The sequence below is a fragment of the Pseudomonas sp. GM79 genome, from assembly GCF_000282495.1.
In the GTDB taxonomy this organism is placed as follows: domain Bacteria; phylum Pseudomonadota; class Gammaproteobacteria; order Pseudomonadales; family Pseudomonadaceae; genus Aquipseudomonas.
Genome location: NZ_AKJE01000113.1, coordinates 14,109 through 28,584, shown reverse-complemented (window position 1 = coordinate 28,584; position 14,476 = coordinate 14,109). Strand labels below are relative to the sequence as shown.

The following is a 14,476-nucleotide window of genomic DNA, read 5'->3' as shown; positions in this document are numbered from 1 at the left end:
GCTTGCTCGCGAAGGCGATTTATCATTCAACATTAATGTCGACTGACACACCGCTTTCGCGAGCAAGGCCGCTCCCACAGGTTCCGCACATTGGCTGGCATTAGGGTAAGCCCCCTCGCCACAGTAGAACGGTGCAGGACAATCGATAAGGGACACACGTGAAAGCCAGATCCGATGAGTTGCAGATTTTCGTCTGCGTGATTGAGTGCGGGTCGATTTCAGCTGCGGCCGAACAGGTCGGGCAAACGCCGTCGGCGGTCAGCCGCACGCTGTCGCGACTGGAGGCCAAGCTCGACACCACGCTGATCAACCGCACCACGCGACGCATGGACCTGACCGAGGAGGGCAAATACTTCTTCGAGCACGCCAAGCTGATTCTCGATCAAATGGACGAACTCGAAGAGCGCCTGTCCTCACGCCAGCAAACCCCCTCCGGACGTCTGCGAATCAATGCTGCCTCGCCATTCATGCTGCACGCCATCGTGCCGTACATCGATGAGTTCCGCCGTCTCTACCCGGACATCCAGCTCGAACTCAACAGCAACGACCTGATCATCGACCTGCTCGAACAAAGCACCGACATCGCCATCCGCATCGGCACGCTGGCCGATTCGACCCTGCACGCCCGCTCCCTGGGTTGCAGCCCGCTGCACATCGTCGCCAGCCCGGCGTATCTGGAACAACATGGCGTACCGAGCGCTGTCGCGGATTTGACCGAGCACAAGTTGCTGGGCTTTACCCACAATGAAGGCCTCAACCAATGGCCATTGCGCTATGTCCACGGTGATCGCTGGCCGATCCAGGCGTCGATCAATGCGTCCAGCGGCGAGACGATCCGGCACCTGGCGCTGGCAGGGCAGGGCATCGCCTGCCTGTCGCACTTCATGACCATCGACGACATCCGCGCCGGTCGCTTGCAGGTGCTGCTGGCGGAATTCAACAGCGGATATCGCCAACCGATCAACGCGGTGTACTACCGCAACTCGCAACTCGCCCTGCGGATTCAGTGCTTCCTGGACTTCATCCAGAGCAAATTGGCGGCTTACGCGATTGCGGATTTCAAGGGCTGATTCGGAGATCGCGTCATCGTTCTTCGCGAGCGAGCCCGCTCCCACAGTGGACTTGCGTCAATTCACGATAATGGAGCGGCACAGGGCCCATGTGGGAGCGGGCTTGCTCGCGAAAGCGTTTCCGGCGCCCCATTCACTGGTCGGCCCGCCCTCAATTCCGTAACATCCGCCCTCTCTTCTCCCGCCTGTCTTTTTAGGTAAGCCATGAAACCCAAACGTCTGCGCGCCGATGTCCTGGCCGGACTCACGACCTCTTTCGCACTGATGCCCGAATGCATCGCCTTCGCGCTGGTGGCCCACCTCAATCCATTGATGGGGCTGTATGGCGCTTTCATCATCTGCACCCTGACTGCGCTGTTTGGCGGGCGGCCGGGGATGGTGTCCGGTGCCGCCGGATCGATGGCCGTGGTGATCGTCGCGCTGGTGGTGCAGCACGGCGTGCAGTACTTGCTGGCGACTGTGCTGCTGGGCGGGTTGATCATGCTGGTGTTCGGTTTGTTGAGGCTGGGCAAACTGGTGCGCATGGTGCCTCACCCGGTAATGCTCGGCTTCGTCAACGGCCTGGCGATTGTCATTGCCCTGGCCCAGTTGGAGCACTTCAAGAGCGGTGACGGCTGGTTGAGTGGTGCGCCGCTGTACATGATGGTCGGGCTGGTGGCGCTGACGATGGCCATCGTTTATTTGATGCCGCGCCTGACGCGTGCCGTGCCACCGGCGCTGGTGGCGATTCTGGGCGTTGGGCTGGCGGTTTACCTGCTCGGCCTGCCGACCCGAACCTTGGGCGACATGGCGCACATTGCCGGCAGTTTGCCGGGCTTCGCACTGCCAGACATCCCCTGGAGCCTGGAAACCCTGCGCATCATCGCCCCTTACGCGATATTGATGGCGTTGGTCGGTCTGCTGGAAACCCTGCTGACCCTGAACCTGACCGACGAGATCACCGAGAGCCGTGGCTACCCGGATCGTGAGTGCGTGGCATTGGGTGCTGCCAACATGGTTTCTGGCATGTTCGGTGGCATGGGCGGCTGCGCCATGATCGGGCAAACCATGATCAACCTCAGCTCGGGCGGTCGCGGTCGGCTGTCCGGTGCAGTGGCCGGGATAATGATTCTGCTGTTCGTGCTGTTCCTTTCGCCGCTGATCGAGCGCATTCCGCTGGCCGCACTGGTCGGGGTGATGTTCGTGGTGTCGCAGCAAACCTTCGCCTGGGCCTCATTGCGTGTGATCAACAAGGTGCCGCTGAACGATGTCCTGGTGATCATCGCGGTCACGGTGATTACGGTGTTCACCGATCTGGCCATCGCCGTGTTGTGCGGGATCATCATTGCGGCGCTCAACTTCGCCTGGCAACAGGCTCGCGAACTGTATGCCGACAGCTATCAGGAAAGCGACGGCAGCAAACTCTACCGCCTGCACGGCACACTGTTTTTCGCCTCTACCACGCCATTCCTCAATCAGTTCGACCCCGCCAATGACCCAGCGCAGGTGACCCTTGATTGTCGCCACCTGAGCTTCGTTGACTACTCGGCCATCGCTGCGCTGAGGACATTACGCGAGCGCTACACCAAGGCTGGCAAGCAGCTACGCGTGCTGCATTTATCCGAACGCTGCAGGAAACTGCTCAAACGCGCCAGCGAGCATCACGACTGAAATCGATCAGTGATCGTTCCCATGCTCGTGTGGGAACGATCACTGACGGGGGAATGAAAGTTCCCCCATCCGATTTTCATAACTCATGTCCTGCCACACCTCCGCACGACATCCCATATCCCTCCACGAAAATTACTTTCATTGATCCATGCCTAGTAGTGGCACATTGCGATTAAAGAAAGCCGCTCCCAAGCCGAAGCGCTGACATCCAGCCCAGCTACACTCTGGGCCTTCTCAATCTGGGAGCAACTCCATGAGCTTGGGCAAAACTACCCCGATCCTGCGGATTTTCGATGAAACCAAGGCATTGGAGTTCTACGTCGACTTCCTGGGGTTCAAGATCGACTGGCAGCATCGCTTCGAAAAAAATTTCCCGCTGTACCTGCAAATCTCCCGTGGCGAATGTGTGCTGCACCTGTCCGAACATCATGGTGACAGCACACCGGGCTCGGCGTTGCGCATTGAGACCGATGAACTGGAGGCGTTCCAGCAGCAATTGCTGGCCAAGGAGTATGCTTTCGCTCGGCCACAGATTCAGGCCATGCCCTGGGGGAGCCAGGACATGACCATCAGTGATCCGTTTGGGAATCGGTTGGTGTTTACCAATGCGATCAGTGTTTGATTGAGCGAGGTTAAGCGAGGCCTGTCGATTTCCCGAGAGACCTCGCCTGGCCAGTTTCAAACAAAAAACTTGCCTTGCGATTTGTTGTGTTCATTAAGCCTGAACAGCAACTCCCGTCCTCTTTGTATCGTTGCGCGTGAGATGGCAATCTCACTTTGCATTGAGCTGCGGCTTATGAGGTTTGAGCTTTCTACGCCTATACGATCGGCCACTCGATCGGTAACTCGACCCAGCCTGCCTTTCACTCCCGTGGCATAAAATTCATCCACACCCAGTTCGTCAAATGCTGCGTTGATGGCGTGAGCATCGTGCTCCAGAAAGTTGTCGAGTTCTATCAGGGCATTGTTCAAACGTTCGATTTTCTGTCCCGGCAGGCCGTCGAGGACTTTGGTCGCTTGGGTCGACGATTCAAAGTTTGGAATCCACGCTCCTTTGACCTCAAGCACCTTTGTCAGAACGAAGCCGGTTGCCATCACCGACAGATTTTTCTGTCCGATCGTGTTCCGCGGATTCAGGTCCTTCTCTTTTGCGTGCTGTAACTTTGCGTTCGCGTCATAGAACGCCGTCCGTGCTGTGTATTCTATATCGTCAGGCTCTAGTCGCCTGGTCTGGGGATACATGGCGACGGGTAGATGCCGTGTTGCATTGAGTTTCCCGGCAAGCGAGTCAGTCGTTAAAGAAGTGGCGACTGCCGCCCCCACAATGCCAATTGGTCCGGTTGGAGCGGCCAGCAGGCCCGCCCCCAATGCCATCACATGCCTCACTGCGTTATAGCCGTAACTTTGAAACAGTCTTTTTACGATGTCTCTTTTTCTCATGCTGTTGTAGAGCTGGTGGTTCAGCGTGCCAACCCTTTTGTTCACTTCGCTCAAAATGCCGGAATAGGCCCCTAATTCTTCCTTGATGGCGGCTTCGTCTTTTTGAGTGCCGTGATGATCGATGTAACGCAGCGGATTATTCCCAACCATGCAATACAGGTTCAGCCCGTCAACCGCCCCGGTCGGATCTGGGCTGATCCAGCGTTGCAACCATGGCGCGTAATATCGTGCTCCATAGTAATAGAGGCCGCTGGCATCGCGCTCCTTGCCCGAGTACCGAATGGTCCGGTAATCGGCTTCCACCTTCGAGCGAGACGCTGTCCATGCCGTTCCGCCAAATGGGAAGTAGCTCTCCTGACTGATCAAGTCAGCATTGCCATCAAGTTCCAGTGAGCTGGAACTCAAATGGTCGTCAAGGCTATAGCGCAGTTGATCTGCAGGAATACCTGAGGGCTGGCCTTCGGTCCAGTGCAGGCAACGAACGCTGCCACGTCCGGCTTGCACCGTTATGACTTCCAGCCGCTCTTTCCCTCGGGTACGGATTTCGATGCCCGGTAAATAACGGACCTCTCGGGTGTGAGTGATCGATGCACCCTGGGTGGTGGTAGTCTTGCGAAGACGCTGACCACTGCCGTCATAGTCGTAACGTTCATGGTCATCAGGACCATCCTCACGCTTGACCAACACCACGCTGGTAAGTTGATTGCGTGCATTCCATTGCAGCAACTGGCCCGATTGCAAGTCTTGCAGATTGCCGTTGTCATCGAAGGTTGTAGCAGTGCCGGGCAATTCAGAGCCCTGGCGCCAAGACGCCAGACGATTACTGAGATTTGCCACGTTAAAAGTTCGGGTGTAATTGTTGCGATCCCGCACATGGCGCAGTTCGGTCAGGTTACCGCCAGCGTCGTATGTGTAGTGTTGGGTGAAATTGAACAGTTGCCGGGTATCGATGGGTGTAATGCCGAGCGCAGGAATATAGGGGGCAGTGGTTGTTCCTGCTGCTTCTCTTCCAGTTGCACTGGTCAATTGGTAGAGGCTGTCATAGGTGAATGTGCTGACGGCTTCGACTCTCTGGTTGCTGCCAAACTGCACGGGCTGAGCTTTGTCCTCGATTTGCGTCACATTACCCACCGCGTCATAGCTGTAGTGCAGCGACTGCAAGGTGCGGTCCGATAGGGAGGCAGTCATCGAGGTCAATCGACCGCTGGCGGGATCGAACACCGCGCGGCTGATGACGTTGTTGCCTGTGGTTTGCGATTCAACCTGGCCGAAGGCGTTGTAAACGAGATCCTTCACCAGGGTATTTTCGATTTCGGTATCTTTGAGTTTCAGGCTCACGGTTTTGAGTCGGCCTGCAACATCAAAGGAAAAGCGCTGCTGGTGTTGACCGGCATCCACCTGCTGGATGACCTCGCCCGTTGCGCCGTAGTGCCATTGCGTTTTGTAGCCATCACCTGTTTCTCGTAAGAGGTTTCGGCTGTGTTCCTCTGCTGGCCAGTCTAAAGCTTCGGCACTCAACAAAAAGTGGCGTGTCTGACACGAAGGTTTTCCGCCAAGCGAGTATTCGTCGATAAGCAGGGTGCCTGCTTCGTCGTCGTGGCGAATCAACAAGCCACATCGATTGAGTGCGGCTGAATCTTTCGAGTTGTCGCCGTAACTGAAGCGTTCGATGATGCGTGCCGGCTGTCCCGGCGATTTTTCCTGGATCGTGATTGGCCGTAGTTGATTATCGAAGGTCGTTCGCCAATGATTGCCTCGCTGGTCCCAGTTGCGAAGTGTCTGTCCGGCGTCCCCCGGCAGGTTCAGTCGCCACCCGGCGTCAACGCTGTCTACCCGCAGTGGTTTGCCGGACAGGCTGTAGAGGGTCGTCAGATTGGCCTTCGTAAATTTTCCAAACAGTCGCGGATCCCGCTGTGCTATTACGCGTCCGGCAAGGTCATGGTCCTGGCTGGTAACGCGTGCCTGGGCGCTGTCATCTGCGTTGGCTCGCCAGTAAGTGACTTGCCGTACAGGTAGCCCGCGGCTGTCGAGGGCGTTGATCGTCGGTGTCTTGTTGTGCAGATGTGCATTCATGCTTCACCTCCGGTAATGGAGGTGGGTTTCGGCAAGATCTCTTCCAGCGTGTCGTTTTCGTCTTCGTACACGGTGTACCACGGGTGGCGGGTATACCGTCGCATGCAGGAAACACCGTTTTGTTCAGCTTGACGCGTATAAGCAAGGCGGCCTAACGGATCGTAAAATTGTTTGTCGTGGTGGCTGGAATTGCGCAGGAACGCATCTTCGATGTAACGGTGCTTGTCGCAGAACCAGGGGCGGTAAATGCGGATCGGCAATCCCTTGTTGTTGTATTCGACCCGTTCACTGACACGCCAGCTCTGTTCGGCGACCTTTTGTTTGTGTTGGAGCGTGCGACCGAAACCGTCGAGGTCAGTGATGGTGATGCGAATTTGTTTTTGATCGTCACCTGGAAAACGATCGGCAATCAGGACGGCCATGTGCACTGGTTCACGTATCGAGGCGGTCAGTTCGCTTTTCAGTTTCACTTCATCGACAGAAAGGGGGGTAAGGTCCGACAACCTGGTTCGAGCAGACGCACGGATATGTCCGGTCGGCAGCAAATCATGATGGGTCACGCAACGTTTCAGCCAGTTTTTGTCCGCCAACGCTACGTCCGATATGCGTCCCATCCAGCTGAATGGCGCGTAAAAGATGGTGCTGGCAGTGTCCTGTAGCGCGTCTTTTTCCCGCTTGATTGCGTCTGTCGGATTGTCGAATGCTGGCCGTTTGTATTCGGCGACAGGTTTGAAACCGACGAGTTCGTTGCCGGAATTGCGATGGAAGCTGGTGACCAACATTTGTCCGAACCCGTTGTAGAGGCCCTCTTGTACATTGCCGTTGGGATCACTGATGCTCAGGGGCTGGAATGATCGGTAATCATGGGTGGCCTTGGTGATGCAGCCATCGGGTTGTTCGAGCTCGGTGATGAGGCAGTAATAGTTGTCGTAGCGGACCTTGGTCACACCAGAACTCTGGCTCGCTTGCAAGTTCAGTGGCCGGTAGAAACCTTCCAGCCTGGCATAAGTCACGAACCCGTGTTTGACGGACCAGAGTTTTGCGGCAGCGGTAGAAAGCGGGAGAAATTCGGTCATGCGCTGATAGCCGCTGCGTTCGAGCAGTTTTCCTTTTGGCCGAGAGGCTTTTGGTAAAACATCGAAAGCCTTTAAGGCCATTTCGTCCAGTTCGGCGGTTTCCACATGATCGGACAGCGCCTCGAAGTGAGCGACTCCGTCTGGCAGGGTACGGGCATCTGTAGGGTGCCTGTAGCGTTGCACGCTCAATGCGGTCAGAAGGCTTTGCGTCGCCCACACGGTTCCCTTGACGAACTCGACGAATTTTTCGTAAGTAATGTCCTTTATGGTCAAGCCCCCGGCTTCGGGGGCTTTGGGAAGTCTCAAGGCATTGACGCGCTGACGGTAGGGCAGCCCCAATCGCCATTCCTGATCGTGGTCAAGATGGATGAACTCGGCACGGGTTTCGTTCAGGTAGTAGAACTGTTGCGCCGGATCATGAGCGTCGCGCCACCATTGTTGTTGGTCAGTATCACTGAACGGTGCTGCGTCACTGACGGTTTTGCGTCGGGCGTAATGGACGTTCACGCTATGAGTAAGGGTGCCATAGGCATCGTGCTGCAAATTCAATGTGTGCTGGCATTGAGGATCATCAGTGATGTTTTCGTACTGGTAGCTGATGGACTCCAATGGCAGTGGCAACATCCTTGCGTAGCGCTGATTTTTCCCGGGAGGCTGTAGTTGCCGAACCAGGAAGCGGTTCTCCTGAATCGAATACAGCATTCTGGTGTGCTTATCGACTCCGAAGAGCTCGGTACGTAGTAGGCGTCCGCAAAGGGCGCGGGCCATTTCACGGCTAGTCAGTTCATCCGGTGGCAGGATGAGCGTGTCATTGCCCGTGTCAGGGGAGTACTGACACAGCAACGTCTTACCCGGTTTTACTGCTTGCTTGTCTGCGCGGTGATAACGGCCACGTGACGCGTCAACGGCTTGCCCGGTATGGAACCAGCGCTTTTGCAGGCATGGCAGGGTGAAACCTTGGGACTCGGTATCGCCCCCGGTGGTTTGCAGGAGCAGACCGAAGCCGCGAAACTCGCGTTCGCTGCCATCGTAATAGCCTCTGCTATAGGAAAAACTCTGGCTCTGCCGGTTGCCGGTAATCTCATCGATCTGAGTCAGCTTCGAGACCAGATGCAGGGCAAATGGCACGTGGCAGATGGGGGCGCGGTCGGCGTTCACCTCGTTCTTTTTTTCATCCAGCCACTCCTGCGCTGAGCTGCGGTAGTTGATGCTGCCGGCAGCCCCCATATTGTTGTTGGTGCCGGTGAGCAAATAGGGTTTTGCACTGACGAAGTCGTAACGCCAATGCCGGGGTGTCCTGTGCGGCACGGTCAGAATCAGGCTGGAACAGCCGAGCCCCTGTAGATCAGCGATGCTGACCTGACATAAACGGTCATAGCTCACACCCTCCGGCCAAGGGAGGGTAACGGGCGCGTCGAAGCTATTGCCGCCACGGTTCATGAAGATCAGTGCATGGTCCGCGTTCAGATAGATCAGATCGGTTGCCCCGGAACCGTCCAGATCTGCCAGGCGAATACATGAAGCGTCGAATGCCTCGTAGGCAATATTCGGCGAGCCCAACACGACTCCTTTGCCGAAGTGTCCACGACCCAGGTTTGGCCAGCACTTCACTTCGTCGTGACGAATGCGCACCAGATGCTGTTGGCCACTGCCCAAAACATCACTGAAAGCTACCAGCTCGGTGGATGACGGCCTGAGCACTGGCAGGGAGTCGTCATGCATGTCATGGGGCTCTTCGCGAGCCGCCGTAAAACCTTGTTCTCGTTGATTGGCGTACAGGCGCACGCTGCGAGGGCCGATTAGCGTCAGATCGCTGAGCCCCTGGCCCATCAGATCGGCCAGTTTCCCTTCAGGGTTGAAAAACTCCAGGGGGAATTGGCTGAACGTGGCGAAATCCGACCAGTTGCGATCAGGCTTGAGGGAAAAGAAACCGTACAATCCGGGTCGAGCAATCACCCAGTCCAGACGTCCATTGCCGGTAAGATCGCTCAGTGACTGATGCATCGGTTTTACAGCATTGGCAACGGGGATAGCGGGCAATGCGCTCCACTGGTCATAAGCCACACTATCTTTTTTGCCCTCGGCTCGCATGGGCTCGCGGTAGTACCAGGCATTTTCACTGGAATAAAGCACCCCCGGCAGTCCTTCGCCGTACAGGTCAACGAGCTGGTAATGCTGCCCGTCATTGAGGCCAGGCATGTTTTCAAACCGCTTCCATTGGCTGACGGAAGGTAGATTGAATTCGCTGTAGTTGAATTCGAGTGGGGGACGGTTTTCGGCGGATGCCAAATCGGTAAACGCCTGATCATGAGCTGCGCTCAAGTGGCAGTACCCCAAAGGCGTTTGGCGGTAATCCAGCAAAAGGCGACGAACCAGAATCGGGTCGGCACTCAACTCGTCAGGGAAACGGTGAAACATCAGAACCTGGCGGCACAGGCGTTCGGTACGTAGTTCAAAGCCATAAGCGAAACTGGAAAAGAGGTCGTCGCGGGTTAACCATTGTTGCCCCGTATAGGACGGTTTCTGAGCGTAGCCGGCACTGCGCTCGCCGTAGTCAAACAGCAATTCGAAGTGCCATTTCACCGTGGCGAGGCGGTCTGCTGTCCATAAGTAAAGATGAGCATCCGCCGCGAAATTACCGTAGCAGACATGACTCAAATAGCGTTGGGCCGTGATGCCCTGTTCGTTGGTTTCGGCTTTGTACCGGTAGAGGATGTGTTCGCCGTGTGCGTTCATGCTCTCCTCCAGCAACCACTCCCCGACCCGGCTCGCATTGAGTGGATCGACGCGACGCGATAGCTGACTTTTTCCGTACAAATGAAGGCTGCCATCCGCACCATGCACCAGCCAGAAACCCGGCTTGTCGCTCTCCGAGGACCAATGTTCAATGCGCTCGAAAGCGCTTTCGACTCGGGGAAAGTGACGAACTACCGCGTAGATCGTATCCAGTTTCAGGTCGTTATATGTGTTGATGCGCGATTGAATGATGGTGCCGTCTGCATCGCGTTCCGGCATCCACACCACCCCGCTCGGACCGATAATCTCATCCTCTTCGGTATAGGCCGGCACCCCCATGCTCGTGCGTCGTGCCACAACCGGCAATGAGATTGCCCAGCCAATGCCAAATACGCCGTTGCCCGCAGAGCTTGAATAGCTGAGTGAGAGGGACGGGGCGAAGCCGCGTCCCGGTGAAATCGGCAAGGCAATCTCATAGGACGCTGCGCCATGGGCACCGACGGTGCCCAATCCTTTGCCAATGCTCTGAATAGCCCCCCCTCCTTTGGGCAGTGACGGGGAGTTGACAGGTAATGCAGTCTGCTCACTCATTGCGCACCCCCGCCTGCCCGGGCCGTATAGCAAACGTGCACGATGATATCGGTGAGCGATTCGAGCATGGTTTTCTGGGCGGTATGGTTGGGAAACGACAGCTTCCATTTAGAAATCGCGCCGGTGTATTCAAACGGCAGGTAGCGTTCGTCTTGAAAACTCAGGGTGAAAAGCCCGTTATCGTCGATACCTGTCGACAGGGCGATTTGTTGATTGGCCCGCAGACCTTTCATCACCGTCTTGTCGGTGTCGGGCATGACGACTTCGGTGCTCGTCTGGGTCAGGGTGGCCCGGATATCTTCATAAGGGCCAAGGACAACCGGCAGGGAAATACTGATGCTTTTGATCCGGCGCAAACGGTGCCCCGGGTAGTCGTTTTCAAACAGGGACTCCATCAATTCGAACTCGCACGAGCCAGTATCGACCAGTGTGGATTTAATGCCTTTGATCGACGTGTTGTCTGCCGAAAGCGTATCGTCCCAGGGGTTGTTGATCGATGGCGCAGTCTTGTCTCCGGTCTTTTCCTTCGCATGAAGTTGGCGTAACGACACGGTCTTGCGAATTTCCAGCTCGCGCTCGTTGCCCAGCAGATAAGCGTTCTTCATCTTCACCAAGCCCAGCTTCAAACGCTCGCCAGGGCCGAGCCCACGGTAGGTGCTGTTCCATGTCTGGTGCTGGAAGAACGTTTGAGTGGTGTTGTCGGCAGTCTCGTAGCGCCAACTCCGTTCGGTGAATTGGCACAGAGAGAACGTTGAGTCATACACCTGAAAGTAAAAGCTGGAGAGTTGGTGGGTGAACCACTGGTAAAGCTGAGAGTTGGTAAAACGCTGACTGAGAAAGTCATAGGAGCTGCGGGCTTGAGCCAAAGAGGTTTGAGTTTGTCGTAACAGCAGTTGTGAGGCGGTCTCTCGTTCGGTTTCCAGCGCCAGCTGTGCATCGATCTGGGCGATTTCGAGCGTTGCCAGGTCGCGGGCGAGCGTCCAATCCTGATGGCGGCGTCGATACTGCGCGGCGCGTTCCAGGGCCTCTCCAGTGCCATAAGCTGCGGTCGCCACGCCTTGAGCCATGGCCATCATGGCGTGCGGGCCACCCTCCAGGCGGGTCCCGCCGTCTGCCAGACCAAAGATGTTGGGCAGCACCTTCAGACCCTGGCCGATTGCATTCGCCGCATGAGCACCCGCTTCAGCGATACGCCCCGACAGATGGAATGCCGCAGCCGTTACTTCTTCTTGATTGACGATCTCGTTGACCAGCTGACTGTAGTAATCCTGGCGGCATTCGACGATGGCTTTACTGGCCAGTAATGCTTCCCGGGATTTCTGGTCGATTTTCAGGGCCTGGGTCTGCAGGTCTACCGCATAGTTGGCCATATCCCAGATGTGTTGTTGCTGAAGCTCTTGATAACTGGCCTGTTCGCTGCGTTCGATGAACGACAGTAGTGTTGTGCCGAACTGAATCACCGCGTCTACGGCACTCATGGCTTGGGCGTGCAGGGCATCGAAACGGTAAGGCGGGATCTCTGTGCCAAGACGCGGGGCCATACCGGGCTCCGCAGCGCGTGGGGTATTGGTGCCGAGCCGATGGTCTGAAGCGACTGGAGCTGCGAAGAGCGCAAGCCTCAATGGGCGACCCACAATGTCGAGATTATGCCGCAGGTTGTGCAGGCGGCTTTCGAGCTTCTCCCAGCGAGGGAACAGTACGGGATTGAAGGGCAAGCGCGAATGCGGGGCGTCAATCGCATGCGCGGAATGGGCATGGACGTACGGGCGAATACACACTTCAGGGATCAACGCCGAGGTGTCGGTGGTCGGTAGGTGCTTGCGGTCTTTACCCAGCTGTTGCTCAAATTCATGCAGCTTTCTATTGGGCTCCTCGCTGAATTCTTTCAACGTGAGCGCTGCCCAAAGATCGGTTTGCCTGATATCCGGTCGTGGGCCCAAAAGGTTCTGTGCGCGCAAGTACCAGAGCTTCGCGTCGGTCAAGCTGTCGGGGCTCAATTCGCGGTAAGCAGCGTCGCCGCGGTTGAGCAGAATATCGATATAGAGCATGTACAAGGCTTTGCGAAAGTGTACGGGATGACTCAGTGCAATCTGGTGCGGATCCTGTGGCCCCTGGATGGCGTAGCTGGATTGACCGGGCTTGGGAGTAGTGCCAGTAATCAGTGGCACCGCGTTCCAGTAGTCAGGGTTACTGCCACTGACCGCTTTTCGGGCGGGATTGAACAAGTACTGCAACCAGCGCTCGGCTTCGCCGTATTGACGCTCCTGGTTAAAGCGGTGTGCCACCAGCCAGGGAAGGTAGAGAAACAGCTCGACAAAGTAGCGGCCGTAGGCGCCGTAGAAATCCAGTGTCTCAGACGGTTTGCCGCTCTTGAATGGTGGTTCTTGCAGATGCTGAGAGGACCAGCTCAGCAATGTGTCCATACTTTCTTCTGCGCGCTCGATCAGATGCCTGGCGAAGGTGATGTTCATTCGGATGGGGCTGCGAGGCTGGCCTGTCTGGGCCTCGCTGTTTTGTATTTCAGAGTCTTTGAAGTCGATGAACTCTGCCGTACCTGATTTATCGTCCCGATAGGAGTCGATCCGGGGGGCGACGTCCTCAAACGACTCATTGGAAGACATGTTGAATTGGAGAAATCGTTTACTGGTCGGTGGCCACATTTCGGCAATCGCTGTTAGCGATTTGTCGTTATTGTTATCTAATCCATTGAGTTTAAGGGTTGGGGCGAAAACGCAATCCTTGTCAATGCTGACCGAAATCCAGAGCGGGTGAGAAACCCCTGTCTGAATGTGTGCGGGACTATTGATAAACAGGGCAAGAAGCAATGATGCCGCATCAGATGATTGATGGATGGCAATGGTCTGTGTGCTTTCCAGCAACATTGCCAGATCCCGTTCATTAAGAACTTCCTTGGAAGCGTAACCTTGCACGCATGTCTGCGGCGTACTCCAGCTTCCGTCATATTTCTTGAAACACATGTTCAAACGAAACAAAGGCTTGGTGTTGCCCTTTTTTTCTTCGTTTGCCGCCTGATCCTGAAAGATGCATTCAGCCCAGATCACATATAAGCGATTGTTGAACATGACCGGACGGATAGTGTGTTCGAGAGTACTGTCGGAAACAGGTAGATTGATGCGGTGCCAGTCGGACCATGCCTGGGGTTCCGGTGCATCATATTTGGCTGACCGGGAGCCGGGCACAAAGGGGCGGCAAGCCATGTCCAGCGAACGCCAGTACCAGGTATTGGCTGCACGGGATTTGGCAATGAAGTAATAAGTGCTGTTGGCGAAATCGCTTCCGTCGATGTAACCGTTGACGATTTCCAGGTTGGCCACTTCTTCCAGCCTGGTCAGATAGGCCAGCACAGCCGTTTGTACTGACTCGACAGTGAGCTGGTTGCGGTTGAGGTCGTTTTCCAGTTGTTCGAAGCTTTCGGTTCTGGTTTTGCGAAGCGTCGGATCAAGGTAGGCCGCAGGGAAATAGTACAGGCGCTGATTGGTCGCCCAGGCCTGGTAGTGATGTATGACGGTGCGCCAGGTATCGACTTGATCGGTTGGAAACTGCGCGGTGTGATACCCCGGTTCCATGTTGGCCAGAATACTGTTGATGTATTGCTGAAGACTGGCAATGGCACAGGCAACCGGGGTGGTTGGCACGTCTTGACTGACCAGCACATCAAGTAACCAATACTGGTAAAGGTCATTGGCCGTTTTGAGGTGCTCTGCGATTTTCAGGGCTTTCAGGGTTTCGTCTTTCGGGACAATCGCTGACAGATAGAGCCCGAGCTGCGCATCACGCAGGCTTTCATTCAGCTGTTTTTCAATAGCGACAGACATGTTC

General features: G+C 56.0%; 6 protein-coding genes. 3 read left to right on the top strand and 3 right to left on the bottom strand.

Going from position 1 to position 14,476, the window contains the following annotated elements; genetic code table 11:
• Positions 1–158: 158 nt before the first annotated feature.
• From PMI36_RS01535 to PMI36_RS01545, 3 genes are all read left to right on the top strand, one after another.
• Complete coding sequence (locus tag PMI36_RS01535; RefSeq protein ID WP_008076180.1) at positions 159–1,070, top strand: LysR family transcriptional regulator; 912 nt, start codon at positions 159–161, stop codon at positions 1,068–1,070.
• Positions 1,071–1,274: 204 nt separating this feature from the next.
• Positions 1,275–2,720, top strand: coding sequence for a SulP family inorganic anion transporter (locus tag PMI36_RS01540; RefSeq protein ID WP_008076172.1), 1,446 nt, complete (start codon positions 1,275–1,277; stop codon positions 2,718–2,720).
• A 253-nt stretch (positions 2,721–2,973) separates the two neighbouring features.
• Positions 2,974–3,342, top strand: a complete 369-nt coding sequence (locus PMI36_RS01545; protein WP_008076170.1) for a glyoxalase superfamily protein — start codon at positions 2,974–2,976, stop codon at positions 3,340–3,342.
• A gap of 56 nt (positions 3,343–3,398) precedes the next feature.
• Here PMI36_RS01545 and PMI36_RS0130020 read toward each other — a convergent pair whose 3' ends face one another.
• The 3 genes from PMI36_RS0130020 to PMI36_RS01555 are packed head-to-tail and all read right to left on the bottom strand — an operon-like array spanning position 3,399 to position 14,472.
• Positions 3,399–6,233 carry an RHS repeat-associated core domain-containing protein gene (locus tag PMI36_RS0130020; RefSeq protein WP_008076167.1) on the bottom strand — a complete coding sequence of 945 codons (2,835 nt, stop codon included), beginning with the start codon at positions 6,231–6,233 and terminating at the stop codon, positions 3,399–3,401.
• Positions 6,230–10,636 carry a SpvB/TcaC N-terminal domain-containing protein gene (locus PMI36_RS01550; protein ID WP_008076164.1) on the bottom strand — a complete coding sequence of 1,469 codons (4,407 nt, stop codon included), beginning with the start codon at positions 10,634–10,636 and terminating at the stop codon, positions 6,230–6,232. Before PMI36_RS01550 ends, PMI36_RS0130020 begins: the two co-directional genes overlap by 4 nt.
• Positions 10,633–14,472: a neuraminidase-like domain-containing protein gene (locus PMI36_RS01555; RefSeq protein WP_008076162.1), complete on the bottom strand. Its 3,840-nt coding sequence runs from the start codon at positions 14,470–14,472 to the stop codon at positions 10,633–10,635. The genes PMI36_RS01550 and PMI36_RS01555 overlap by 4 nt, the downstream gene beginning before the upstream one ends.
• Positions 14,473–14,476 lie beyond the last annotated feature (4 nt).

What these genes read in the sequence shown, in the direction of transcription:
- PMI36_RS01540 (WP_008076172.1), top strand. Translation starts at nt 1,275, where the DNA reads ATGAAACCCAAACGTCTGCGCGCCGATGTCCTGGCCGGACTCACGACC.
- PMI36_RS01545 (WP_008076170.1), top strand. Translation starts at nt 2,974, where the DNA reads ATGAGCTTGGGCAAAACTACCCCGATCCTGCGGATTTTCGATGAAACC.
- PMI36_RS0130020 (WP_008076167.1), bottom strand. Translation starts at nt 6,233, where the DNA reads ATGAATGCACATCTGCACAACAAGACACCGACGATCAACGCCCTCGAC.
- PMI36_RS01550 (WP_008076164.1), bottom strand. Translation starts at nt 10,636, where the DNA reads ATGAGTGAGCAGACTGCATTACCTGTCAACTCCCCGTCACTGCCCAAA.
- PMI36_RS01555 (WP_008076162.1), bottom strand. Translation starts at nt 14,472, where the DNA reads ATGTCTGTCGCTATTGAAAAACAGCTGAATGAAAGCCTGCGTGATGCG.